Below are 23,336 nucleotides of genomic sequence, written 5' to 3'. Positions count from 1 at the left end.
AGCGTTCGAAGACTCTAGGCTCGGCGGAATGAACCCCCGTCGAGCCTCGATCGTTGTCGCCGGAGCCGCCCTGTGCCTGGCGATGTCCTTTGCGGCGACCAACCTGCATGGGCCGGTATTCATTGCCGGGCTGGAACAGAAGGCTCTTGCCGCCCGCGATGCGGCGGGAGGCAAGGGGGTGAAGCTCGCCTTCAAGGACCGTTACGGCTGGATGACGCGCCATCCGGTCCTTTCCGGGGGGCAGAAGCTCGATGCCGCGACGCGCACCCGCGTTGCGGCGCAGGTTTCCCGGATTCCCGGTATCGGCGGTGTCCGCTGGGAGCGTGAAGGCGTGGGCGTGCCGGTGGCGACGCTGCATTGCCAGGACGATGTCGAGCGCATTCTCGAAACCCGTACGATCCGCTTCAGCGAAGCGAGCGCGCGGATCGACCCTGCCAGCGAAAAGCTGCTCGACGAGGTCGCTCGGGCGTTGCGGCCCTGCGTCGGCAGCATCATCGCGGTGATCGGGCATACCGATGCCGGCGGCAATCAGCAGGTCAATCTCGCGCTGTCGCTGGCGCGTGCCAATGCGGTGCGCTGGGCCCTGATCGGTCGCGGCATTCCGGCCGACGGCCTGCGCGCGGCCGGGGTCGGGTCGAAGCAGCCGATCGCCGGCCTCGATCCGCGCGATCCGGCCAATCGCCGCATCGAATTTTCGGTTATTTCCCCGGCGCCGATCAAGCCGACCCCGATCGATACGCCCGGGCCGGGATAAAGGGGGGCGAAGCACTATGAAAGGAACTCCACATGCCGCTATGGCTTGAGATGGGCGTCTCGGTGCTGCTGACTTACGGGGTCGGCTTCAGCATCGGCTGGCTGCTGTGGAATCGGAAGGGATAGTTACGTGCTGCAAATGATCGAGGCCAACTGGCTGATCTTCATCGCTGCGCTGCTGATCGGCATCGCCATTGCGTACTGGTTGTTCGTTCACGGCTCCAAACCCCCGAAACGCGAACGCCGGCCCGACGTTCTCGACGAAGGCGCGGCACCCGCGCAGCGCAACCAGTCGCTGATAGACGCACCGCCTGCCGCGCAGGTCGACGCGCCCGTGCATATCGATCCGCCCGCCATGGCGGTGACGATGGCCGGGCTGGGCGAAGTGATCGCGGTGGCTGCGCAGGAGGAAGTCGACAACGCCGCGCCGTCGCAGCCGGAACCGGCCAAGCCCGCGGAAACCGCAGCCGCTCCCGCCGGTGCGGACGATGACCTGCGCAAGATCAAGGGGCTGGGCCCCAAGATGCTGGCACTGCTGAACAGCATGGGCGTGACTCGCTTCGAGCAGATCGCGGCATGGACCGATGCCGATCTCGACGATCTCGACGGCAAGCTGGGCGCCTTCGCCGGCCGCCCGCGCCGCGACAACTGGGTGGAGCAGGCCAGGCTGCTCTCCGGCGGCGACACCGGGGCCTACGAGGCGAAGTTCGGCAAGCTCTGAACGGGTCGTTGCGCCGTTCTGCCGGCATGACGGGCGGCACCTTCTGCGTCCAGGTCTTGCAGGACGGCGCCGTAACGGCGGTCGATGCGCGATCCGCGCGGGCTTTTGCGCGTCACAGTCATGATGAATTCGGCATAGGACTGGTGACGGAAGGCGCGCAGCGTTCATGGAGCGGGCGTGGCCAGGTCGAAGCCGGGCCGGGCAACCTGATTACGGTCAATCCCGCCGAAGTGCACGACGGGATGCCGGTCGACGGGCCGAGGGCCTGGTCGATGCTCTATTTTTCGCCCGCGCTGGTTTCTTCAGTCGTTTCGGACCTGAGCGAGGGGCGGGTCTCCGGCGGGGAACTGCACGCGCCGGTTGTCGACGATGCGCGCATGGCTCGCCGTTTCCGCACGGCTCGCGCCGCCATCGCAAACGGGCAGGACGCGGAATTCGAAGAAGCGTTGCTGCTGCTGTTCGGTGCTCTCCAGAGCGCCGGTGAGACCACCCCGGGCGGAACCGCCACCGGCTTGAAGGCAGTGCGTGCGTGCATCGATGATGACCCTGCCGCGAGGCATTCGCTCGCGGCACTGGCGCGCGTCTCCGGCATGAGCCGGTTTCAGACGCTGCGCGGCTTTGCGCGGCTGACCGGCTTCACGCCTCGGGCCTATGTCATCCAGCGCCGCCTCGATCTTGCGCGAGGCCTGATCCGTCAGGGCTCGCCGCTGGCCGATGCTGCCGCAGGGGCGGGGTTTGCCGATCAGAGCCATATGCACAGGGCGTTCGTGGCGCGTTACGGCTTCACCCCGGGTGCTTACGCCATAGCGCATCGTCCCTGACGCGCAATTTCGTTCAAGAGCCCGGGGCAAGCCCCTGATACCGGTCCGCCGAAGCTACGGAGGGCCGGATGAAGACCACGAAACAAGGCGGAGAAAAAGGCAGCGACGTGATCAGGCCGGCGTGCGCGGAAGACCGCGCCGCCGTCCTTGCCATCATCAATGCCGCGGCCGAAGCCTATCGCGGCGTGATCCCGGCGGACCGCTGGCATGAGCCCTACATGCCAGCGGAAGAACTGGATGCCGAAATCGCGGCCGGTGTCGTCTTTTCCTGCTACGAGACAGGGCAGGGCATCGCCGGCGTCATGGGCGTCCAGCGCCGCTATAATGCCGATCTCATCCGCCATGCCTATGTGCTGCCCGAACGGCAGGGACATGGCCTCGGCACGGCTTTGATCGCGCATCTTTGCCGCGATCGGGAAAGGCCCATCCTCGTCGGCACCTGGCGCGCGGCGGAATGGGCTATTCGCTTCTACGAACGCCACGGCTTCACGCAGGTCGCCGGGGAAGACGCGGCACCGCTGCTGCGCACCTACTGGACCGTGCCGGAGCGCCAGATCGCGACATCGGTGGTCCTGACCCTGCCGGGGCTGGATCGGGAGGGCGCAGCGCGGCTCATGGCCGGCGCCTCGTGAAGAAGGCGCCGGCCTCTCGAATGCTTTCCCTGGCGGGGCAGGTAGCCTTCAGCTTCCCGCTGTGTAGCTTGCCTTCACGTCGCGCCGCATGGCCGCGCCGCTGTCGTCGCGCGAGTAGAACATGTGCCCGCCCGCATACATGTTCAGCCTGAGCCTGCCGGCCCGCGCGAAGTCCGGCATCTGGGCCATGATGAGCCGCGATCCGTAGTAGGGGCAGGACAGGTCGTCCCAGCCGTGAACGATGTCGACCGTCATCTTCGGATCGGTGGCCATTGCCTTGCGCAGGTCGCTTACCGGACTGTCGGTATCGTCGCGCTTCCATTCCTTGTTCACTTCGTAGGACAGGGCGTTGTAGCGGGCGTCGACCTTCCAGCCGACCTGCCGGGTCACGAAATCGACCATGGCCGACGTCGTGGGCGCGATGATCGTGGTCAGCAGCGGGTCGCTGTACTCGGGCGTGGCACTGGCCGGGAACGGATCGTAGGCGGTGTAGTTCGAATCGTAGACCGACCCGATGATGCCCTGCCCGCGCCGGATCTCGCGCAGGTAGGTCGTGATGTCGACGCGCCCGTCCATGCGGCGCACCAGCGCGGGATCGAGCCCGGTCAGCTCCGCGACCTTGGCCGAGAGCCGGTCGGTCGCGGCCTTGTCGCCCGGACCCGCGAGGAAGTCCTGCACGAACTGGGTGCGCATGTAGGTTTCGACCGGGCCCATCGTCGTGGCGTCGAGGTGCTTGCCCTGCCGCTCGAAGTTGCCTGCGGCCATCGAGGGCAGGTTGATCATCCAGGGCAGCGGCGAAAGGGCATCGTCCTCGCCGATCGCCGGTGGATCGAGATAGGGCGAGACCAGCGTCATGCCCGAGATGCCGACGCCCATCTGCGTCTGCAGGTAATAGGCCAGGCGCGGCACGCGGTAGCCGCCATAGCTTTCGCCGGTAAGGTACTTGGGGCTGGTCAGCCGGTCGTTGGCGACGAGCCAGTCGTAGATGATGCGACTGAGGTAATGAATGTCGGCGTCGGCTTCGTAGAAGTCCTTCTTGGTCTTGTCCTTGTCCTCGCGGCTGCGCGAGAAGCCGGTGCCGATCGGGTCGATGAAGACGAGATCGGTGAAGTCCAGCCATGAATTGGGATTGTCGCGCAGCACCGCCGGATCGGAGGGCGCGTCGCCCTGTGCGCCGAAGGGTATCCGCTTGGGCCCGATCGCGCCGAGGTTGAGATAGACCGACGCCGCGCCGGGGCCGCCGTTGAACGCGAAGGTGACGGGCCGCGAGGTCGGTGCGCCGGGCACGGTGTAAGCGGTGTAGACGACCTCGCCGATCAGCTTGCCCTTGTCGTCCTTGACCGGCAGTGCGCCCACCGTGGCGGTGTAGTTCACCGTCTTGCCGCCGATCACGGCCGACTGCTTGATCGACCTGGCGTCCGGGAAGGGGGTGAACTTGTCTTCGCTCTTTTCAGCGGTCTTGGCGTCGTCGGCCTTGTCGGCCGCGTGGAGGACCGAGCCGGACGCGGCCAGTAGCAGCGCCGAGCAGGCAAGGGTCAGGAATCGCATGGAACGTCGCACCTCGATTGCAGTGTGCCCCGGGGGGAGATGGGACCACTTTAGCGGCGCGACATGGTGCGGCAAGGGGGCGGCGCGGGGCGGCTCCGAACGCCGCCCCGCGCACTGGATCAGGGCAGCATCGTTCCGGTTTCGATGAAGCGCTTGTGCCAGGACAGCGCTTCGCCGGGGATCGAGGGCGACTGCAGGCCATAGGATTCCTTCTGCGCCCGCGCGTAGTAGTCTTCCAGCATCGGCCGGTAGGTCGGATGCGCGCAATTGGCGATGATGACTTTCGCGCGCTCCTTGGGGCTGAGGCCGCGCAGGTCGGCAAGGCCCTGCTCGGTGACGATCACCTGCACGTCCTGGTTGATGTGGTCGACATGGCTCGCCTGCGGCACGATCGCCGAGATGTCGCCGCCCTTGGCGGTCGAAGGCGTCACGAAGATCGAGATATAGGCATTGCGCGCGAAGTCGCCCGAGCCGCCGATGCCGTTCTGGATGCGCGAGCCCATGACGTGGGTGGAATTGACCGCGCCGTAGATGTCCGCCTCGATCAGCCCGTTCATGGCGATGCAGCCCAGGCGGCGCACCAGTTCCGGGTGGTTGCTGATTTCCTGCGGGCGCAGGATCATCTTGTCGCGGTAGCGGTGCATGTCGCGGTTGATCCGCTCGGCCGCCTCGGGGCTGAGCGAGAAGGCCGTGGCGCTCGCCATGCGCAGCTTGCCCGTGTCCAGCAGGTCCAGCATGCCGTCCTGGATCACCTCGGTATAGGCGGTCATGGCGTCGAAGGGGCTGTCGACAAGGCCGGTCAGCACGGCATTGGCGATATTGCCCACGCCCGACTGGATCGGCAGCAGCGAAGCGGGCAGGCGCCCGACTTTCACTTCATGGCCGAGGAATTCGAGGATGTTCCCGGCAATCGCGCGGGCCTTGTCGTCAGGCGGCGAGAACGGCGCGTTGCGGTCGGGCGCGTCGGTTTCGACGATGGCGACGATCTTCTTCGGGTCGCAGCGCAGCGTCTTCTCGCCGATGCGCTCGTCCGGCTTGACCAGCGGGATCGGCATGCGGTGCGGCGGCAGGGCCGTGCCGTAGTAGATGTCGTGCATGCCCTCGAGCGCTTCGTTCTGCCACGAATTGACCTCGAGGATCACCTTCTCGGCGCGATCGAGCCAGGTCTTGTTGTTGCCCACCGAGGAAGACGGGATCAGCGAACCGTCCTCGCGGATGCCGGTGATCTCGATCACTGCGGTGTCCAGCGGGCCGAGGAAGCCCTGCCAGGCCATCGGCGCGACCTGGCTCAGGTGCATGTCGAAGTAGTTCATCTCGCCCTTGTTGATCCGCTCGCGGGCGACGGGATCGGAATTGTAGGGCAGGCGGAAATCGATGCCATTGGCCTTGGCCAGCGCACCGTCGAGTTCCGGGCCGGTAGAGGCGCCGGTCCACATGGAGACCTTGAAGGGATTGCCGGCTGCGTGCTGTTCCTCGATCCGGGCAGCCAGTGCCAGCGGGACGGCCTTAGGGTATCCCGAACCGGTGAACCCGCTCATGCCAACGGTGGTGCCGTTGTCGATCAGTGCGGCAGCATCAGCTGCACTCATGATCTTCGAACGCAGCGCGTGGTTGCGGATACGCATAGCCTCTCCATCTCAATCCTGATTGAGAAAGCGAGTTGCCTGTCAACGCGCAAAATAACAGTGCAAAGGTGGTGAAGTTTGTTGCGTTTTATGCAACTATGGTCGTCACCACCCCCTTCTCAGGGCACTTTTCGGACTGCCTGATTGGGCATCGCTGCCGGTTTGCGCAGCTTCAATCGCGCGGCACGCTGCTGAGAGGCGCGCACTTCCTGCCGCGCCTTGCCGGCCCAGTTGCCCTGCGTGTTCTCGTCGAAGACCACCTCATTGCGTTCTGCATTCGGATGGGCGTTCTGGCGGGCCTTCAGCGCCTTCACATAGGCATCGCCGAGCGCGTGGATCCGGGTGCGGCACAGCTGGTCCGCGCAGTCGTGAGCCCAGATCGGCTCATAGGTCCTGAACAGGTCCTTTCCGTAGATGTCGATCGCGGCGACCTTGCTTTCGAGAATGATCGCCTTGCCCTTCTTGTCCGCCTCGACCGCGTGGCGGATCATGATCTGCGCCGTTGCCATCGAGGGATACTTGGGCTGGGCGCGCATTTCGTTGAGGATGCGGTTGCCCGTCATTTCCGCCACGCCCTTGATCGCCACGCCGCAGAAGTTGAGCGGCAGGTAGGAGCACTGGTCATAGTACTTCTTGATATAGGCGGCGCGCCAGTCGAACACTTCCTTTTCCATGGGATCGGCGGGCGGCTGCTGCGCGCCGGGCTGATCCTTGCTCACGGTCGGCGAATAGAAATACTCGCGCGAGCAGACGGTCTTCTCGTGGCAGGTGAAGGTCACCCCGTCGGGCGGTAGGGTGACGGCCACTTGCGGGAACCAGACCGGCCAGTTCCAGTCATGCGACCAGACCGCGACATCGACGAAGAGCCTGGCATTGAGGCCGGGCGTGACCTCAAACGCCAGCGAATATTCGGGATGGCCGATAGAGAAGCTGCTCGAATGATCCTTGGGATCGATGGTCAGCGGATAGGTCTGGCCCGAACTCGTCATCAGCCTGACTTGTCCCGACAGGTTGTCCTTGAGCTGCAGTTGCAGCCGGTCGGAGGTCAAGCCGACCTTGACCGCGGGCAGCACCTTGGCGCCGACCACGCCGAAGTTCGCCAGGCCGCCGAGCAGGTCGGGCTGGTCGAACACGACATCCGTGTTGATCGCGCCGCCGGGGCCGGGTGAGGGCGGCTGGAACTGGCCGTTGGTGAACGGCGCGGGAAGCCCTTCGGTCAGGTCCTTGCCGGCATTGGCGGAGATACCGCCGCTGTGGAAGGGGACCTTGTAGTTCACCCCGGCATAGGCCGTCAGTTCGGCCACCAGTTCGCGGCCCTTGAAGACCTGCGATCCGTCGAGCCCGGTTTCCTCATAGTCGCGCGGGCTGCCGTTCACCGGCTGGAAGACCGGCGCGATCGAGGCCGATTCCTTGTCCCCGACACGGTTGTAGGCATAGAGGCCGCTCACGCTGATCGGGAAGCGCAGGCCGAAACCGTATCCGAAACCGGCAAAGGCTTCGATGTAGTAGGTCTTCTTGCAGCTCACGAGGCAGGTCTTGATCGTGATCGAGACCCGACGGCGCCATTCGTGCTCGCGCCCAAGAGTAAAGCCGGTGAGCAGGATGTGCGGTTGCAGCGTGCGCTCGGCATCGACCTTTTCCGGCATGTGCAGGGCCGGCCGCTTGCGCACGGCGGCGCTGAGCGCAGGTTGCTTGGCCAGCTGCAGCTTGCGTTCCACCGGAACGAACATCACTTCCTCGATCTGGACGTCCGCCGCGTTGACCATCTCGTTCTCGAGCTGGTCGTCGGGCAGCGCGGCAAGGCGCGCAGCCTCCGCGGCGCCAAGCTCCGCTTCCACCTGTTTGCGCTGGGCGGGGTCGTTCATCATCGCGCGAAACTGCGCGATGCCCTGGGCAAAGTCGGCCTGCTCGCTCGCGGCTTCCTTGTCGGCTGCGGCGATGGCCTGCTGGCGCTTGGCCGGGTTGGCAATGTAGCGCGGATTGCCGGGGGCGGCATAGGCGGCGGAGCGGGCCGAGGCGCTCTTGCGCACGAAGCATCCCGCACCGGCCTGTGTCAGTTGCGCGCTCTTGGCCGGGGTGGAACAGGCGCCGGGCTTCATGCGGTAGGAGAGGTACTGGCGCACGACCAGGCCCTTGTCGATCCGGCTCGCCTCGGTATCGCTGGCAAGAACCTGCACCAGCGCGCTATGCTGGCGCAGTCGGCTGGCAAGGTTGCCGAGCGCGGCGGGATTGTCGAGCACCGGCCGCAGATCGAGCTTGTCCGGCCCCAGCGCGATCACCGGGCTCCGGCGTAGCGCGGCGGCGGTGTAGCGCTGCCGGACGGGCAGCGAACGCAGTGCCTCGCTGGTGGAGCCGGGCTTGAGCGTAACCGCGCTGGCCGGCGCGGTCGCCTTGGGCACGACGGGAGGCTGGATTTCCGTTTCGGCCTTTTCGACGCGCAAGGCGGGCCGCAGCGTCATCTGCTGGGCCTGGGCCGTTTCAACCTGCACGAACAGACACGACGTGCCGCCGCAAACGGCCAGCCATCCAAAGATCCACTTCGCCATGATGCTCTCCCTCACTGGCCGCGGATGATCCCGGTTCGACACGCAGGAGCTGCGCAACGGCAGGCGAGGTTAAACTAAACGACTTCGTGAAAGGAAAATTGCGCGAGAACAAATAACGGGGATTTAAGCATATCGCCGGCGCGCGGCGATTACGCTGCCGATTTTCGAACGGTCAGCTGCAATCCCAGAGCGTTGAGAACGGCCATCAGCGTATCCAGCGTCGGATTTCCATTTTCGGAAAGCGCATTGTAGAGCGCCTGACGCCCAAGCCCGGACTTTCGGGCGATTTCGCTCATGCCCTTGGATCGGGCGACATCACCGAGAGCGCTGGCGATATGCCTTGGGTCATTCCCTTCCATGGCAGCCTCCAGATAATAGAGGATGTCCTCCTCGGTTTCGAGGTAATTGGCGGGTTCAAACGGTCTTGTCTCCATCGGAGCGCTCTATCTCTGCCTTGAGCCGCTTTGCTTCTGCAATATCGGCTTTCTGCGTCCGCTTGTCGCCTCCGCACAGGAGAATGACAAGCTCCTTCCCGCGCCGGAAGTAGTAGACGCGATAGCCCGGCCCATAATCGATCCGCATTTCGAAGACGCCGCCCTGTACGGACTTGTGATCTCCAAAATTGCCGTTCGATGCGCGTTTCAGACGATCGACGATCCTCGCCATCGCCCTGCGATCGCGCAGGGAACCAAGCCAGTCGGCGAAAACCGGGGTTTCCGAGAGCTGGAAGGTTTGTCCTGTATATAGGACAGATGGAGGGTTGTCACGGTCTTTGGTCATGGCTGCCTCGCATCGGAGTGGATTACTGTGACGTTGTAATCACAGGATACGAAGTGTTTGAATCGCGCGCGACGGACGGTTCGGGTGAGACTTCGTCCTACCGTATCCAGTTTCCGTGGCTGGAAAATTCTGACCATTGCTGCCTCGATCAATGAAACAGCCTTCACTGAACACTGATATCATTCGTACACGCCCCGGAACGGGTTCCGGGGCAGAAAAAGAAACGTAACCTACCGCCCCCACTTCTTCTGCGTTTTCCCATACCGCATCTTCCGCGTACCGGGCTTGCCCTCGTTGCTGCGCCCCACCTTCGGCGCCTTGTGCTCGCCCTCGGGCAGGCCCAGCTCGGTCGCCTCCAGCCGCCGGATTTCGTCACGCAACCGCCCGGCCTCCTCGAATTCCAGATCCGCCGCTGCCGCGCGCATCCTGCCTTCGAGTTCCTCGATGTAGGCGCGCAGGTTGTGGCCGACGAGGTTGTTGCGCTCGTCGTCTTCGAGATCGACGACCACGCCGTCCCTGCTGGCGGTGTCGGCTACGATGTCGGCGATGCGGCGTTTGATCGTCTGCGGAGTGATGCCGTGCTCGGCGTTGTATTCTTCCTGCTTGGCGCGGCGGCGGTCGGTTTCGGCGATGGCGCGTTCCATCGAGCCGGTCATGCGGTCGGCATAGAGGATCACGCGGCCGTCCACGTTGCGCGCGGCGCGGCCGATGGTCTGGATCAGTGACGTCTCGCTGCGCAGGAAGCCTTCCTTATCCGCATCGAGAATGCACACGAGGCCGCATTCGGGAATGTCGAGCCCCTCGCGCAGCAGGTTGATGCCCACCAGCACGTCGTAGACGCCCATGCGCAGATCGCGGATCAGCTCGATGCGCTCCAGCGTCTCGACGTCGGAGTGCATGTAGCGCACGCGCACGCCCGCCTCGTGCATGAATTCGGTGAGGTCCTCGGCCATGCGCTTGGTGAGGGTGGTGACGAGCGTGCGGTAGCCCTTGGCGGCGGTTTCCTTGCACTCGTTGATGCAGTCCTGCACCTGATCCTCGACCGGGCGGATCGTCACCGGCGGATCGATCAGGCCGGTGGGGCGGATGACCTGTTCGGCGAAGACGCCGCCGGTCTGCTCCATTTCCCAGCCGCCGGGCGTGGCGGAAACGGCAACCGTCTGCGGGCGCATCGCATCCCACTCGTTGAAGCGTAGCGGGCGGTTGTCGATGCAGCTCGGCAGGCGGAATCCGTATTCGGCGAGCGTCAGCTTGCGCCGGTGGTCGCCGCGCGCCATCGCGCCGATCTGCGGCACCGTCTGGTGGCTTTCGTCGACGAAGAGCAGCGCGTTGTCGGGCAGGTATTCGAACAGCGTCGGCGGTGGCTCGCCCGGCAGGCGGCCGGTAAGGAAGCGCGAATAGTTCTCGATGCCTGCGCAGGACCCGGTGGCAGCGATCATCTCGAGGTCGAAATTGGTGCGCTGTTCCAGCCGCTGGGCTTCGAGCAACCGGCCTTCGCCTTCCAGCTCCTTGAGGCGCTCCTGCAGCTCGAAACGGATCGCTTCGCTGGCCTGCTTCATCGTCGGGCCGGGGGTGACGTAGTGCGAATTGGCATAGACGCGCACTTTGTCGAGAGTTGTGCCCTTCTTGCCGGTGAGTGGATCAAACTCGGCGATCTCCTCGATCTCATCGCCAAAGAAGGACACGCGCCATGCCATGTCCTCGTAATGTGAGGGGAATATTTCAAGATTGTCGCCGCGCACGCGAAATGTGCCGCGCGAAAAGGCGGCGTCGTTGCGCTTGTACTGCAGGGCGACCAGCTTGCGGATAATCTCTCGCTGGTCCTGAGTCTTGCCAGCCTCCAGATCGAAGATCATCGCGGAATAGGTCTCGACCGAGCCGATGCCGTAGAGGCACGAGACCGAGGCGACGATGATCACGTCGTCGCGTTCGAGCAGCGCGCGCGTGGCCGAGTGGCGCATGCGGTCGATCGCCTCGTTTACCGAGCTTTCCTTCTCGATGTAGGTGTCCGACCGGGGGACGTAGGCCTCGGGCTGGTAGTAGTCGTAGTAGGAGACGAAATACTCGACCGCGTTGTCCGGGAAGAAGTCCCTGAACTCGGCATAGAGCTGGGCGGCGAGGATCTTGTTGGGCGCGAGGATCAGTGCCGGGCGCTGCAGCTGCTCGATCACCTTGGCCATGGTGAAGGTCTTGCCCGACCCGGTGACGCCCAGCAGCACCTGCGTCTTCTCGCCTTCGCGCGCGGTGCCGACCAATTCGGCAATCGCCGTGGGTTGGTCGCCGGCGGGCTGGTAGTCCGACACGATCCGAAACTTTTTGCCGGGAAGGGACTTTTCGGGGCGCTGCGGCTTGTGGGGGACGAAGCTGCCGGAGGTGTCCGGCTCTTCGAGCCCACGGCGGATGATCAGTTCGGCCATGGCGGAACATATGGAGTATACGCCGGTCCGTCGCAATGAGTCGTTGGCCGATCCGGCATTGGCACCGGGCAGGGGCGATGATAGCTCTGCGCGCCCCTGGTCCGGCGGCGCCGGGCAGCGAGGGCAGGCAAGGAAGGGAACGCGACATGACGGATGTTTCGATGGCGAAGGCAATGCGCAAGGGCGCGGTCGCGGCACTGCTGACGGCGGCGATGCTGCCGCTGGCGGCCTGCGGCTCGAAGGAGGAGGCCGCGAGCGAGAACGCGGCTTCGTCGGGCGAGGCGAAGTCCATCGAGGAGGTCCAGAGTGCGGCGGGCAAGCTGGAGCGTCCCCGGCCCGGCTCCTACAAGCAGACCATCGAGATCCTCGACATGCAGATCGCCGGCCTGCCCGAGGGCATGGCCGAACAGATGAAGACGATGGGCCCCAAGGCCCAGACCCACACGATCTGCATTACCGACGAGGACACCGACAAGGGCTACAAGGACATGCTCCAGAACGTCGGCAAGGGTGGGAACTGTACTTATTCCAAATTCGATGTGTCGGGCGGCAAGCTGGATGCCCGGATGCATTGCACCATGCCCGATTCGGGCGAGGCGACGATGACCATGAACGGCACGGTCAGCGAAACCGGTTCGGACGTGATGATCGGCATGAACACCAAGGGCGGACAGGCGCCGATGGGCGACATGAAGATGACCATGCACCTCACCACCGAGCGCGTCGGCGACTGCGCATCATGATGCGCGGGTAGATGGACGGAAGGCAGGAAGACGACGTGAACGATACTGTGCGGCAGCCAACGGGGTCGTTGCGCGAGGCGATTGCCCGGCGCGCGGCCTTCGTGCGCGAGCCGCATCCCAAGGGTGTCGCCAAGCCGCCGCTGCAGCTCATGCTGGCCGAGCTGCTCTCGCTTTATCGGGGGCGCAACAAGGGGCCGGACGTAAGGCCCGCCGCGCACCCTCTGCCGGTGATGCTGCTGCCCGGTTTCGGCTCGCATCCCCGGCGGATGAAGCCGATGGCCGATGCGTTGACCGCCGCGGGACACCATGTCCACGAGTGGGGGCTGGGCTTCAACCTCGGCCCGAACCCGGCCAACTTCGCTTTCCTGATGCGCCGGGTGGGCGCGATCGCCCGCGAGCACAAGGCGCCCGTCGCGCTTGTAGGCTGGAGCCTGGGCGGGTTGTTCGCGCGCGAGATCGCCCGGCGCGAACCGCAGATGGTCGCCAAGGTGATCACCATGGGCACGCCCTTTTCCGGCGATCCGCGCGCCAACAATGCGTGGAAGGCCTATCAGGTGGTGACCGGCCATTCGGTCGATACACCGCCGATCGAGTGCGATTTTTCAGTCAAGCCGCCGGTACCGACGATCGCCTTGTGGAGCCCGCGCGACGGCATCGTCGCGCCGCGCGCCGCCTGCGGCTGGCCCGAAGAGCGCGACCGCGCGGTTTCGGTCCGGTGCTCCCACCTCGATTTCGCCAGCGCTTCCCGGGTCGTTGCCGAAGTCCTGCGCCAGCTCGACAGAGAGGATTGATTTTCCGCCCCCTGCGCGCAGACTGCGGGGAAAGGCGCTGAAAGTAGGCCCCCCAATCCACTCATCCTGAGCTTGTCGAAGGGTGTCGACCGGGTGCCGTGCCAGTATCCTTCGACAAGCTCAGGATGAGCGGGAGCAGGGCGGCGCATTGCGGCCGCATGGGGAGAGAGAAAAGATGCCAGAAATCTGGAGAGCGGGGGGCTCGAACACCGGCGCCACGCCCGAACTGGCGCGCGCGATCGAGGCCGAGGGCTGGGACGGGCAGATGTTCATGGATTCGCAGTGCCTGTCCGCGGATCCCTATGCGCAGATGGGCGTCTGGGCCTGTTCGACCGAACGGATCAGGCTTTCGACCGGGGTGACCAATCCGCTGACGCGCAATCTCGCGGTGACCGCGAACGCGGCGGCGACGATCCACGCGATCAGCGGCGGCCGCGCGGTGCTCGGCATCGGCCGCGGCGATTCCGCGCTGGCCTATCTCGGCCATGCGCCGGTCGGCCTCAAGCGCTTCGAACAGGCGATCCGCCATCTGCAGGTGCTGCTTTCGGGCGGCGAGATCCCCTTCGACGAATTCGGATCGGCGGGCGATGCGCCGTCGGTCCATTCGCTTTCGCTGGGCAACCGGCCGGAAGGGGTGCGGCTGAAATGGCTGCCCGAGGGGCTCTCGAAGGTCCCGCTCGATGTCGCCGCGACGGGGCCGAAGGTGATCGCCATGTCGGCTCCGGTCGCCGAGCGGGTGACGTTCAGCGTCGGTGCCGATCCCGAACGGATGCGCTGGGCGCTCGGCCAGGCCCGACGGGCGCGCGCGGATGCCGGCCTCGGCGACGCCGGTATTTCCTATGGCGCCCAGCTCGTGATTGTATGCCATCCGGACGAGCAGACGGCGATGGATGTGGCCATGCACATGGCCCCGCCGCTCGCCCGTTTCCAGACCATGCAGGGCCAGGTCGGCCCCGCCGATGCCACGGCCAGCGAGAACCTCGGCAAGATCCGCGAAGGCTACGACATGACCGAGCACGGCAACGTGGCCTCGAAGGAGCGCATCGTCGGCGGCACGCTGTCGCCCGAATTCGTCAAGCGCTTCGCTGTCGTCGGCACGCCCGGGCATTGCTTCGAGCGCCTGCGCGAACTGATGGCGCTGGGGCTGGAACGCATCGTCGCGGTGGGACCGGGCTTCTACCCCGCCGACTGGGGCGAGGCGGCGGGGCTCTTCGCCAAAGAGGTACTTCCGGCGCTCAGGACGGGATAAGGCGACGGGGCGATGGCGAGGCCCGTCCACATTCCCCGAAAGCCGGCATGTCAGCTTGCGCCGAGATCCTTCTTGCGCTGCAGGTATTCCTCGCGGTCTATCTCGCCGCGGGCATAGCGTTCATCCAGAACTTCCAGCGCGGTAGGGCGGGGGCTGTCGTTCCGTTTTGAATCGTCGCTGCCAAGGCGCCTGACCAGTGCCAGCGTTATCACGACGACGGCCACGAGGATCACCAGCCAGAAGATCCCGTGGGCAATGCCCCAGCCTTGCCAGCCATAGCCCATCATGGCGCCGGTTCCGTCGTGCATGTGCCAGCCGTAGTCGGCCTGAACCTGGCCGGTCACGGCTGGAATGAACAGAAGTGTTGAAGTCGACATCGGTGTTCTCCTTCATCGTCAACGAAGTTCGGCGTCGGTGGATGGCGCGGCGTTGGCGAGTTCGCTCAGGATCGGGCAATCGGGGCGTTCGTCGCCGTGGCAGCGCTCCGCGAGTTCGTTCAGCGTTGCGCGCATGGCCTGCAGCTTGGCGATTTTCTCGTCGAGGGCCTCGATGTGTTCCAGCGCCAGGTGCTTCACCTCCGCGCTGGCCCGCTCGCGGTCCTCCCACAAGCCGAGCAGCGTGGCGATTTCCGCCACGGAGAAGCCGAGGTCGCGGGCATTGGCGATGAAGCGCAGGCGATGGACGTCGCGCTCGTCGTAGTCGCGGTAGCCGCTGTCACGCCGCGCGGGCGGCGGGACGAGGCCGATCCGCTCGTAGTGGCGGATCATGCGCTGCGAGACGCCGCTCCTGGTCGAGGCAAGCCCGATGTTCACAGCGATACCCGGTTGAGCCGCAGCGCATTGCTGACCACGCTCACCGAGGACAGCGACATGGCCGCCGCCGCGATGACCGGCGAGAGCAGGATGCCGAACACGGGATAGAGCAGGCCCGCCGCGATCGGCACGCCGGCGGAATTGTAGGCGAACGCGAAGAACAGGTTCTGGCGGATGTTGCGCATGGTCGCCTGGCTCAGGCGGCGGGCGCGGACGATGCCGGTCAGGTCGCCCTTGAGCAGCGTCACGCCGGCGCTTTCGATGGCGACATCGGTGCCCGAGCCCATGGCAATCCCGACATCCGCCGCGGCGAGTGCCGGCGCGTCGTTCACGCCGTCCCCGGCCATGGCGACGGTGCGGCCTTCAGCCTTGAGGCGGGCGACCACGGCGCTTTTCTGGTCGGGCAGGACTTCTGCTTCCACTTCACTGATTCCGAGCTGCCGGGCGACGGCATCGGCAGTGGTGCGGTTGTCGCCTGTCAGCATGACGACGCGGATGCCGTCCTCCCGCAGCGCGGCAAGCGCTTCGGGCGTCGTTGATTTGACCGGATCGGCGATGGCGATGATTCCGGCCACCTTTCCGCCGATGCCGGCATAGATCGCCGTGGCGCCCTGTTCGCGCAGCGTATCGGCCTGCTCGCGCAGGGGAGCGGCGTCGATGCCTCGCTCGCCGAGAAAGCGGGCGCTGCCCAGCACGATTGCTGCGCCTTCCACGGTGCCGAGCGCGCCCTTGCCGGTGGGGGAATCGAAATCGCCCACCGGGGGCAGGGCAAGTTTTCTGCTTTCGGCCTCGGCCACGATGGCTGCGGCAAGAGGGTGCTCCGAGGCGCGCTCGACGGCTGCTGCGAGGCGCAACAGTTCGTTTTCACTCCATGCCCCGGCAGCCACGACCTGCGTCACTCTCGGCTTGCCTTCGGTCAGCGTGCCGGTCTTGTCGACGACGAGGGTGTCGATTTTTTCCAGCCGTTCGAGCGCTTCGGCATTGCGGATCAGCACGCCAAGCCCCGCGCCGCGGCCGACGCCGACCATGATCGACATCGGCGTGGCCAGCCCGAGCGCGCAAGGGCAGGCGATGATGAGCACGGATACGGCGGCGATCAGGGCATGGGCGAAGCGCGGCTCCGGCCCCCACAACGACCACGCGGCAAAGGCGATCACGGACACCAGCAGCACGGCGGGCACGAACCAACCCGCCACGCGGTCCGCCAGCCCCTGGATCGGCGCGCGCGAGCGCTGTGCCTCCGCTACCATCTGGACGATGCGCGAGAGCATCGTGTCGCGGCCGATCTTCTCGGCGCGCACGACGAGCGCACCGGTCTGGTTGATCGTGCCGCCAATGACCGTGTCGCCCGCCGCCTTGGCGACCGGCATCGCCTCGCCGGTGATCATCGCTTCATCGAGCGCGGAGCGGCCGTCTTCGACCACGGCGTCGACCGGCACTTTCTCGCCGGGCCTTATGCGCAGGCGGTCTCCGACCTCGACGTCTTCGAGCGGGACCTCGGCCTCGCTGCCGTCATCGGCGATCCGGCGCGCGGTCCTGGGCGCGAGTTCGAGCAGCGCCTTGATCGCGCCCGACGTGCGTTCCCGCGCGCGCAGTTCGAGAACCTGCCCGAGCAGGACGAGGACGGTGATGACGGCCGCGGCCTCGAAATAGACCGAGACCGTTCCGTCCGCGCCGCGAAAGGATGGCGGGAACAGGCCGGGCGCGAGCGCGGCGATCATGCTGTAGGCCCAGGCTACGCCGGTGCCCATGGCGATCAGCGTGAACATGTTGAGGTTGCGCGACTTCAGCGACGCCCAGCCGCGCGCGAAGAACGGGGCACCCGCCCAGAGCACGACCGGCGTGGCCAGAACGAGTTGTATCCATACCGATGTCCGGTCTGGAACGAGATGATGGATGGCGGGAATGAAATGCCCGCCCATTTCCAGCAGGAAAACCGGCAGCGCCAGCACCAGCGCGACCCGGAAGCGGCGGCTCATGTCGGTCAGTTCCTCGCTCGGGCCGGCATCGAGAGATACCGTTTCCGGCTCCAGCGCCATGCCGCAGATCGGGCAGGCGCCGGGATGATCCTGCCGGATCTCGGGGTGCATGGGGCAGGTCCACAGGGTGCCGGGCGCCACCGCCTGTTCCGGTTCGTCCATCGGATTCAGGTAGCGTTCGGGATCGGCCTCGAATTTCGTGCGGCAACCGGCGCTGCAGAAGAAGAAGTCCTGTCCCTCATGTTCCGCGCGGTACCTGGCCGTCGCGGGGTCGACTTTCATGCCGCATACCAGATCGCGCGCGGCTCCGTCGGTATGGACAGCGTGGGCATGGTGATCGTGATGGCACTGCGTCATCGGGTGTCTCCTGCACGTGACGCTGCGCTATATGGACCTTGACATCATGTTAGAGTCAAGGGGTCGATCATGATGTCCGGGCCTGAAAAGCGCCGATCCGCTTTCCTACTGGCGCTTCGCCTGTCACCCTGCGTGCGGCTTCCGTTTGCCCTGCTCTTTGAACCGTCGGTTTGCGTTCTGGTCGCGTGTGAAATTCTGAATGAACCAACATGTTGTAAACATGCGACTTTATGAAATTCGCCATGGCCGCTGTGGGTGAAGTTCGAAGTTCACGCGCGCGGGGGCTGCCTGCGATAGCTGAGCGCTTCGGCCACGTGGATGCGGCCTATGTCCTTCGCGCCGGCAAGGTCGGCAATGGTGCGGGCCACGCGCAGGATGCGGGTGTAGCCACGGGCCGAGAGGCGCATGGCCTCGGCCGCCTGCATGAGGAGCTTGCGGCCGGCCTCTTCGGGGGTGGCGTGCAGTTCCAGCAAGTCGCCGTCGAGGTCGGCATTGGTGCGCTTGCCCGTGCCGTCCAGCCGCGCGGTCTGGATCTGCCGGGCGTGGGCCACCCGGGCGGCGACTTCCGCGCTGCCCTCCGCCGGGGGCGGCAGGGCAAGGTCGGCGGCGCGTACGGGGTCGACTTCGACGTGCAGGTCGATCCGGTCGAGCAGCGGGCCGGAGACCTTGCTCTGGTAGTCGGCCGCGCATTTCGGTGCGCGCGAGCAGGCCAGAGCAGGATCGCCCAGATGGCCGCAGCGGCAGGGGTTCATGGCGGCGACAAGCTGGACGCGCGCCGGATAGGTGACGTGGGCATTGGCGCGCGCGACGGTGACTTCGCCCGTTTCCAGCGGCTGGCGCAGCGAGTCCAGTGTCTGGCGCTGGAACTCGGGCAGCTCGTCGAGGAACAGCACGCCCAGGTGCGCCATCGAGACTTCGCCGGGTCGCACTTTCAGGCCGCCGCCGGTCAGCGCGGCGATGGAGGCCGAATGGTGCGGCGCGCGGTAGGGGCGGGCACGGCTGATGCGGCCGTCCTCCAGCGTGCCCGCGACCGAGGCCACCATCGAGACTTCCAGCGCCTCGGCCGGGGTCAGGTCGGGCAGCACGCCGGGCAGGCACGAGGCCAGCAGCGACTTGCCGGCGCCCGGCGGGCCGATCATCAGCAGGTTGTGCGCGCCGGCAGCCGCGATCTCCAGCGCGCGCCGGGCGGTCTCCTGCCCCTTCACCTGCTTCAGGTCCGGCCCGCGCGAGGGCGGATCGACGTGGCCGGGTGCGGGGGGCCGCAGGACCTGCGTCCCCTTGAGATGGTTGAGCAGGCTGATGAGGTTGGGTGTCGCGACAATCGGCACGTTACTGGCCCAGCCGGCCTCGCTACCCTGCGCTGCGGGGCAGATCAGGCCCTTGTCCGCCGCGCTTGCATGGAGCGCGGCGAGCAGCACGCCGGGTGACGGGATCACCCGCCCGTCGAGCGCGAGTTCGCCTACGGCCACGAAATCGGCCATCTGCTCGACATCGACGATCCCCATCGCGCTCAGCAGTGCCAGCGCGATCGGCAGGTCGTAGTGCGATCCGTCCTTGGGCAGGTCCGCCGGCGAGAGGTTCACGGTAATGCGCTTGGGCGGCAATGCCAGCCCCATCGCTGTGAGCGCGGCCGATACCCGCTGGCGACTCTCGCTCACCGCCTTGTCGGGCAAGCCGACGAGCGCGAAGGCCGGCAGGCCGGGGGCGATCTGGCATTGTACTTCGACGGCCCGGGCCTCAAGCCCGAGATAGGCCACGGTCGAAACCAGCGCGACCACCTAATTGCCCCCTTATTTGCGAGAATTACTGCGTTTAGGAGAATATTTACTACAGGAATGCATTGTAAAAGCAGGCAGGTAATTCATCCCTTACAGCGTTTTAACCGCGTTCCTCATCACTTGGGTAAGGCGCCGGATCGCATCCTGCGGGCATGCGCTCGTCCGCCGTACTCCTTGGTCTGCTCGGTCTGTTTGCCGCGTCCCCCCTGTCGGCCCAGACCATAAGCTACGAGGACGTCGAATTGGATGCCGATCAATTCGTCGACGGTGGCGAGCGCAACCTGCCTACGCAGTGGGCGTCTGTCACGCCGCTTCCGGCCGGAGTTGCCGTCTATGGCCCGTTTCGGGTGCTGGACGGCGCGCGTGCCGCGCTGGTCGACGTGACCGACAGTGCCAGTCCCGCCCAGTTCGCCGCGATGCTCCGCGATTATCCGGGCATTGCCGAGATCGAAATGATCGATTGCCCCGGCACCGAGGATGATCTCGCCAACCTGAGGCTTGGCCGGATGATCCGCGAGAAGGGCATCGCGACACATGTCCCCGATGGCGGTTCGGTACGCTCGGGCGGCGTCGAGCTGTTCCTGGCGGGCGCGCGCCGCTTCGCCGATCCCGGCGCCGAGTTCGCGGTGCATTCGTGGATCGACGACACCGGGCTCGAGCCCGACGACTATGCTGCGAGCGCTCCGGAGAACCGGCGCTACATCGATTACTACCGCCAGATGGGGATGAGCCCGCTCGAGGCGCAGGCGTTCTACGACATGACCAACTCGGTTCCCTTCGAATCGGCGAAATGGTTCGGCACGGGAGTCATGGGGTTGTGGGTCAATCTGGACCGCGATCCGGCCGCGGACGCGGGATTTCAGGGCGCCACGTCCTTGACTCTGGCTCCCCGCTCCAGTAACGGCGCGCGTCTGTAATCGGTCGTCCGTAGCGGGCGGCCTTTTTGTTCGGGTCCTTCGGGGCCAATGGAATTTTCGAGGACCGACATGAAGCGCACTTTCCAGCCCAGCCGTCTTGTTCGCGCCCGCCGTCACGGCTTCCGCGCCCGCACGGCCACCGTTGGCGGCCGCAAGGTGCTTCGCGCTCGCCGCGCCCGCGGCCGCAAGAAGCTCTCGGCGTAATCTTTTCCAGCCTCACGGCTGGACGCGGCATCGGCCCGCGCGGCTATCCGAACTCCCACAGCGCTATGTCGCGGGGAGCTGGGGTAGCGGCGCGGGCCGCCGCCGTTTGCGGTAGCCGGAGGACTTGCGCGGTGCCGGGCCTGCGAATCGGTGTTGCCGGTTCCCCCGGCATCCCGTTGGCGGTAGACCTTCGCTCATGACGGTTCCCTATGCGATCCTGACGCGCCGGTCCGATTTTCTCGCCGCCAATCGCGGCCTGCGAGTCGCACGGCCCGGCTTCGTGCTGCTGGCCAACGCCAATGGCGGACAGGGACAGCGCGTCGGGATCACCGTAACCAAGAAGATCGGCAACGCCGTAGTGCGCAACCGCATGAAGCGCCGCTTCCGCGCATTGCTGCGCGACGTGCTTCCGGGGCATGGGCTCGCCGATACCGATCACGTGCTGATCGGGCGCGAGAACGGCGTGGAGCGCGATTTCGGCCTGCTTCGCGAGGAACTGGTCGCCGCGCTCGGCCATGCCCGCGCGGGCAAGGGGGACCCCGCGCGGCGGAAGGGCCCGTCCAGAAGGAAGCGCAAGTGAAACGCGTACTGGCCTTCATCGTTTCGCTGCCCGGCCTGCTGCTGATCGGCATCGCGCGGGCGTGGCAACTCGGCCCTTCGCGCCTGATGCCGCCTACCTGCCGTTATACCCCGTCCTGCTCGCAATACGCGATCGAAGCGGTCAGGAAGCATGGTGCGATTAAGGGTGGATGCCTGGCGATATGGCGTCTATTGCGCTGCCAACCTTGGGGCGGGCACGGTCATGACCCCGTACCGGACTGAACATAACGATCGACGAGAAGCGGCCGGCCACTGGTGCCGCGGCTGACGGGAATACGACAGGAAAAGCCTTCGTGGATAATCAGCGCAACATCATCCTGGCGGTCGTGCTGACCGCTCTTGTCCTTTTCGGATGGGAAGCAGGCGTCGGGTACTTCTATCCGCATGCGAACAAGCCGCCGGTGGTCGAACAGACCCAGGCTGCCGATCAGGCTGCCGCCAAGATCAAGCCGACCCGTGAGGGCGGGCTGCGCGATGCCGCCGAAGTGGCGCTGGAAAAGCAGGACCTCAAGACCGCGCTGACCACTGGCGGCCGCGTGCCGGTTGCGGCGCCGGGGCTGTCCGGCTCGATCAACCTGACCGGCGCGCTGATCGACGATCTGGTGCTCAACAGGCACAAGGAAACGGTCAAGAAGGATTCCGGGCCGGTCCGTTTCTATTCGCCGACCGGCACGCCCGCGCAGCAGTTCGCGCAGTTCGGCTGGGTCGGCGAAGGGGCCGATACGCCCCGGGCCGGCACGGTCTGGAGCGCACCTGCCGGTTCGAAGCTCACGCCGTCCAGCCCGGTGACGCTGACTTGGGATAACGGCAAGGGCCAGACTTACGCGATCACCTTCAAGATCGACGATGACTATATGATCACCGTCGACCAGAGCGTTGCGAACAAGGGTTCGGCGCCCGTTACCGTGCAGCCCTTTGGCCTGGTCAACCGCACCGACCAGACCGCCAGCCTCGATACCTGGAACGTCCATTCCGGCCCGATCGGCGCGTTCGACGGTTCGGTGACCTTCGGCACCAACTACAGCGACGTCGCCGATGCACGGACCATCAAGGAAAGCGGCAATGCCGACTGGATCGGCTTCACCGACGTCTACTGGATGTCGACGCTGGCGCCCGTGGGCGCCCGGGCGCAGGGCACGTTCCGCTCGCTTGGCGACAACATCTTCCGCGCCGATCTCGTCTACGACCAGGAGATCGTCCAGCCCGGCAAGACGCTGACGCGCGAAACCAAGCTCTTCGCCGGCGCCAAGGAGCACACCGTGCTCGACGCCTACGAGCAGCAGGGCATTGCCAACTTCGGCCTCGCCATCGACTGGGGCTGGTTCCGCTGGTTCGAGAAGCCGATCTTCTGGCTGCTCACCTCGCTGTTCAAGTACACTGGCAACTTCGGCGTCGCGATCATCCTGCTGACGGTGATCGTGCGCGGGATCATGTTCCCGATCGCCCAGCGCCAGTTCGCCTCGATGGCCGCGATGCGTGCGATCCAGCCGAAGATGAAGGCGATCCAGGACCGCTACAAGGACGACAAGCAGAAGCAGCAGCAGGAGGTCATGGAGCTGTACAAGAAGGAAGGCGTGAACCCGCTCGCGGGCTGCCTCCCGATGTTCCTCCAGATCCCGGTGTTCTTCGCGCTCTACAAGACGCTGATGCTGGCGATCGAGATGCGCCACCAGCCCTTCGTGCTGTGGATCAAGGACCTTTCCGCGCCCGATCCGCTGCACATCCTGAACCTGTTCGGGCTGCTGCCGTTCGATCCGCCGGGCTTCCTTGCGATCGGCCTGCTGGCGCTGCTGCTGGGTGTGACGATGTTCTTCCAGTTCAAGCTCAACCCCGCGCAGATGGACCCGACCCAGCAGCAGATCTTCTCGATCATGCCCTGGTTCATGATGTTCATCATGGCGCCTTTCGCCTCGGGCCTGCTGGTCTACTGGATTACGTCCAACCTGCTCACCATCGCCCAGCAGAAGTACCTCTACAGCCGCCATCCGCAGCTCAAGGTGCAGGCCGAGAAGGAAGCACAGGACAAGCAGCGCGCGCGTGAGCGCGAGAACAGCAAGGCCTGA

At 65.7% G+C, this 23,336-nt stretch carries 22 protein-coding genes; 12 read left to right on the top strand and 10 right to left on the bottom strand.

Annotation, left to right across the window (positions count from 1 at the left end; genetic code table 11):
- The first annotated feature begins 28 nt into the window (after positions 1-28).
- From NZK81_RS01070 to NZK81_RS01055, 4 genes are all read left to right on the top strand, one after another.
- Positions 29-754, top strand: coding sequence for an OmpA family protein (locus tag NZK81_RS01070; protein WP_260043206.1), 726 nt, complete (start codon positions 29-31; stop codon positions 752-754).
- A gap of 138 nt (positions 755-892) precedes the next feature.
- Complete coding sequence (locus NZK81_RS01065; protein ID WP_260043908.1) at positions 893-1,474, top strand: hypothetical protein; 582 nt, start codon at positions 893-895, stop codon at positions 1,472-1,474.
- Between the two features lie 8 nt (positions 1,475-1,482).
- Entirely contained in the window at positions 1,483-2,295 is an 813-nt protein-coding gene (locus NZK81_RS01060) for an AraC family transcriptional regulator (RefSeq protein WP_260043205.1), read from the top strand.
- Positions 2,296-2,363: 68 nt separating this feature from the next.
- Positions 2,364-2,927, top strand: coding sequence for a GNAT family N-acetyltransferase (locus NZK81_RS01055; RefSeq protein WP_260043204.1), 564 nt, complete (start codon positions 2,364-2,366; stop codon positions 2,925-2,927).
- Positions 2,928-2,975: 48 nt separating this feature from the next.
- On the opposite strand, the gene NZK81_RS01050 is transcribed toward NZK81_RS01055, so the two are convergent.
- The 6 genes from NZK81_RS01050 to uvrB form a co-directional block, all read right to left on the bottom strand.
- The gene (locus NZK81_RS01050) at positions 2,976-4,475 is read right to left on the bottom strand and encodes a S10 family peptidase (RefSeq protein WP_260043203.1); all 1,500 of its coding nucleotides are present in this window, start codon (positions 4,473-4,475) and stop codon (positions 2,976-2,978) included.
- Positions 4,476-4,594: 119 nt separating this feature from the next.
- On the bottom strand, positions 4,595-6,100 hold the full coding sequence (locus NZK81_RS01045; RefSeq protein ID WP_260043202.1) for an acetyl-CoA hydrolase/transferase family protein: 1,506 nt from the start codon (positions 6,098-6,100) through the stop codon (positions 4,595-4,597).
- 119 nt (positions 6,101-6,219) lie between these two features.
- Positions 6,220-8,646, bottom strand: coding sequence for a hypothetical protein (locus NZK81_RS01040; protein ID WP_260043201.1), 2,427 nt, complete (start codon positions 8,644-8,646; stop codon positions 6,220-6,222).
- A gap of 149 nt (positions 8,647-8,795) precedes the next feature.
- Entirely contained in the window at positions 8,796-9,080 is a 285-nt protein-coding gene (locus tag NZK81_RS01035; RefSeq protein ID WP_260043200.1) for an addiction module antidote protein, read from the bottom strand.
- Positions 9,061-9,426 carry a type II toxin-antitoxin system RelE/ParE family toxin gene (locus NZK81_RS01030; protein ID WP_260043199.1) on the bottom strand — a complete coding sequence of 122 codons (366 nt, stop codon included), beginning with the start codon at positions 9,424-9,426 and terminating at the stop codon, positions 9,061-9,063. The genes NZK81_RS01035 and NZK81_RS01030 overlap by 20 nt, the downstream gene beginning before the upstream one ends.
- A gap of 230 nt (positions 9,427-9,656) precedes the next feature.
- Positions 9,657-11,843 (bottom strand): excinuclease ABC subunit UvrB, encoded by a 2,187-nt coding sequence (gene uvrB, locus NZK81_RS01025; protein WP_260043198.1) that lies wholly within the window; start codon positions 11,841-11,843, stop codon positions 9,657-9,659.
- 146 nt (positions 11,844-11,989) lie between these two features.
- Between uvrB and NZK81_RS01020 the strand changes: the two genes are divergently transcribed.
- The 3 genes from NZK81_RS01020 (at position 11,990) to NZK81_RS01010 (ending at position 14,626) form a co-directional block, all read left to right on the top strand.
- On the top strand, positions 11,990-12,586 hold the full coding sequence (locus NZK81_RS01020) for a DUF3617 domain-containing protein (protein WP_260043197.1): 597 nt from the start codon (positions 11,990-11,992) through the stop codon (positions 12,584-12,586).
- Between the two features lie 35 nt (positions 12,587-12,621).
- Complete coding sequence (locus tag NZK81_RS01015; RefSeq protein ID WP_260043196.1) at positions 12,622-13,377, top strand: esterase/lipase family protein; 756 nt, start codon at positions 12,622-12,624, stop codon at positions 13,375-13,377.
- 175 nt (positions 13,378-13,552) lie between these two features.
- Complete coding sequence (locus NZK81_RS01010; protein WP_260043195.1) at positions 13,553-14,626, top strand: LLM class flavin-dependent oxidoreductase; 1,074 nt, start codon at positions 13,553-13,555, stop codon at positions 14,624-14,626.
- 50 nt (positions 14,627-14,676) lie between these two features.
- Here the strand turns inward: NZK81_RS01010 and NZK81_RS01005 are convergent, their stop codons facing one another.
- The 4 genes from NZK81_RS01005 to NZK81_RS00990 form a co-directional block, all read right to left on the bottom strand.
- Entirely contained in the window at positions 14,677-15,003 is a 327-nt protein-coding gene (locus NZK81_RS01005) for an SHOCT domain-containing protein (RefSeq protein ID WP_260043194.1), read from the bottom strand.
- Positions 15,004-15,021: 18 nt separating this feature from the next.
- Positions 15,022-15,438, bottom strand: a complete 417-nt coding sequence (cueR, locus tag NZK81_RS01000) for a Cu(I)-responsive transcriptional regulator (protein WP_260043193.1) — start codon at positions 15,436-15,438, stop codon at positions 15,022-15,024.
- On the bottom strand, positions 15,435-17,774 hold the full coding sequence (locus tag NZK81_RS00995; protein ID WP_260043192.1) for a heavy metal translocating P-type ATPase: 2,340 nt from the start codon (positions 17,772-17,774) through the stop codon (positions 15,435-15,437). The genes cueR and NZK81_RS00995 overlap by 4 nt, the downstream gene beginning before the upstream one ends.
- A gap of 269 nt (positions 17,775-18,043) precedes the next feature.
- Positions 18,044-19,552, bottom strand: a complete 1,509-nt coding sequence (locus NZK81_RS00990; RefSeq protein ID WP_260043191.1) for a YifB family Mg chelatase-like AAA ATPase — start codon at positions 19,550-19,552, stop codon at positions 18,044-18,046.
- Between the two features lie 152 nt (positions 19,553-19,704).
- Here NZK81_RS00990 and NZK81_RS00985 point away from each other — a divergent pair, with 152 nt between their 5' ends.
- The 5 genes from NZK81_RS00985 to yidC all read left to right on the top strand — a co-directional run bounded on the left by NZK81_RS00985 (position 19,705) and on the right by yidC (position 23,336).
- Complete coding sequence (locus NZK81_RS00985; protein WP_260043190.1) at positions 19,705-20,469, top strand: alpha/beta hydrolase; 765 nt, start codon at positions 19,705-19,707, stop codon at positions 20,467-20,469.
- 69 nt (positions 20,470-20,538) lie between these two features.
- Positions 20,539-20,673 carry a 50S ribosomal protein L34 gene (gene rpmH / locus NZK81_RS00980; protein WP_039388288.1) on the top strand — a complete coding sequence of 45 codons (135 nt, stop codon included), beginning with the start codon at positions 20,539-20,541 and terminating at the stop codon, positions 20,671-20,673.
- Between the two features lie 196 nt (positions 20,674-20,869).
- Positions 20,870-21,253: a ribonuclease P protein component gene (gene rnpA, locus NZK81_RS00975; protein ID WP_260043185.1), complete on the top strand. Its 384-nt coding sequence runs from the start codon at positions 20,870-20,872 to the stop codon at positions 21,251-21,253.
- Positions 21,250-21,495 carry a membrane protein insertion efficiency factor YidD gene (yidD, locus tag NZK81_RS00970; protein ID WP_419181631.1) on the top strand — a complete coding sequence of 82 codons (246 nt, stop codon included), beginning with the start codon at positions 21,250-21,252 and terminating at the stop codon, positions 21,493-21,495. The genes rnpA and yidD overlap by 4 nt, the downstream gene beginning before the upstream one ends.
- A gap of 71 nt (positions 21,496-21,566) precedes the next feature.
- The gene (gene yidC / locus NZK81_RS00965; protein ID WP_260043183.1) at positions 21,567-23,336 is read left to right on the top strand and encodes a membrane protein insertase YidC; all 1,770 of its coding nucleotides are present in this window, start codon (positions 21,567-21,569) and stop codon (positions 23,334-23,336) included.

Origin of the sequence: Novosphingobium mangrovisedimenti (genome assembly GCF_025153475.1) — a bacterium.
GTDB classification, from domain to species: domain Bacteria; phylum Pseudomonadota; class Alphaproteobacteria; order Sphingomonadales; family Sphingomonadaceae; genus Novosphingobium; species Novosphingobium mangrovi_A.
Note: the sequence above shows the minus strand (reverse complement) of the source record. Positions and strands in the feature narration are given on the sequence as shown.

Coding starts and splice junctions, on each gene's coding strand:
- NZK81_RS01070 (WP_260043206.1), top strand. CDS start 29: ATGAACCCCCGTCGAGCCTCGATCGTTGTCGCCGGAGCCGCCCTGTGC.
- NZK81_RS01065 (WP_260043908.1), top strand. CDS start 893: ATGATCGAGGCCAACTGGCTGATCTTCATCGCTGCGCTGCTGATCGGC.
- NZK81_RS01055 (WP_260043204.1), top strand. CDS start 2,364: ATGAAGACCACGAAACAAGGCGGAGAAAAAGGCAGCGACGTGATCAGG.
- NZK81_RS01050 (WP_260043203.1), bottom strand. CDS start 4,475: ATGCGATTCCTGACCCTTGCCTGCTCGGCGCTGCTACTGGCCGCGTCC.
- NZK81_RS01045 (WP_260043202.1), bottom strand. CDS start 6,100: ATGCGTATCCGCAACCACGCGCTGCGTTCGAAGATCATGAGTGCAGCT.
- NZK81_RS01040 (WP_260043201.1), bottom strand. CDS start 8,646: ATGGCGAAGTGGATCTTTGGATGGCTGGCCGTTTGCGGCGGCACGTCG.
- NZK81_RS01035 (WP_260043200.1), bottom strand. CDS start 9,080: ATGGAGACAAGACCGTTTGAACCCGCCAATTACCTCGAAACCGAGGAG.
- NZK81_RS01030 (WP_260043199.1), bottom strand. CDS start 9,426: ATGACCAAAGACCGTGACAACCCTCCATCTGTCCTATATACAGGACAA.
- uvrB (WP_260043198.1), bottom strand. CDS start 11,843: ATGGCCGAACTGATCATCCGCCGTGGGCTCGAAGAGCCGGACACCTCC.
- NZK81_RS01020 (WP_260043197.1), top strand. CDS start 11,990: ATGACGGATGTTTCGATGGCGAAGGCAATGCGCAAGGGCGCGGTCGCG.
- NZK81_RS01010 (WP_260043195.1), top strand. CDS start 13,553: ATGCCAGAAATCTGGAGAGCGGGGGGCTCGAACACCGGCGCCACGCCC.
- NZK81_RS01005 (WP_260043194.1), bottom strand. CDS start 15,003: ATGTCGACTTCAACACTTCTGTTCATTCCAGCCGTGACCGGCCAGGTT.
- NZK81_RS00995 (WP_260043192.1), bottom strand. CDS start 17,774: ATGACGCAGTGCCATCACGATCACCATGCCCACGCTGTCCATACCGAC.
- NZK81_RS00985 (WP_260043190.1), top strand. CDS start 19,705: ATGCGCTCGTCCGCCGTACTCCTTGGTCTGCTCGGTCTGTTTGCCGCG.
- rpmH (WP_039388288.1), top strand. CDS start 20,539: ATGAAGCGCACTTTCCAGCCCAGCCGTCTTGTTCGCGCCCGCCGTCAC.
- rnpA (WP_260043185.1), top strand. CDS start 20,870: ATGACGGTTCCCTATGCGATCCTGACGCGCCGGTCCGATTTTCTCGCC.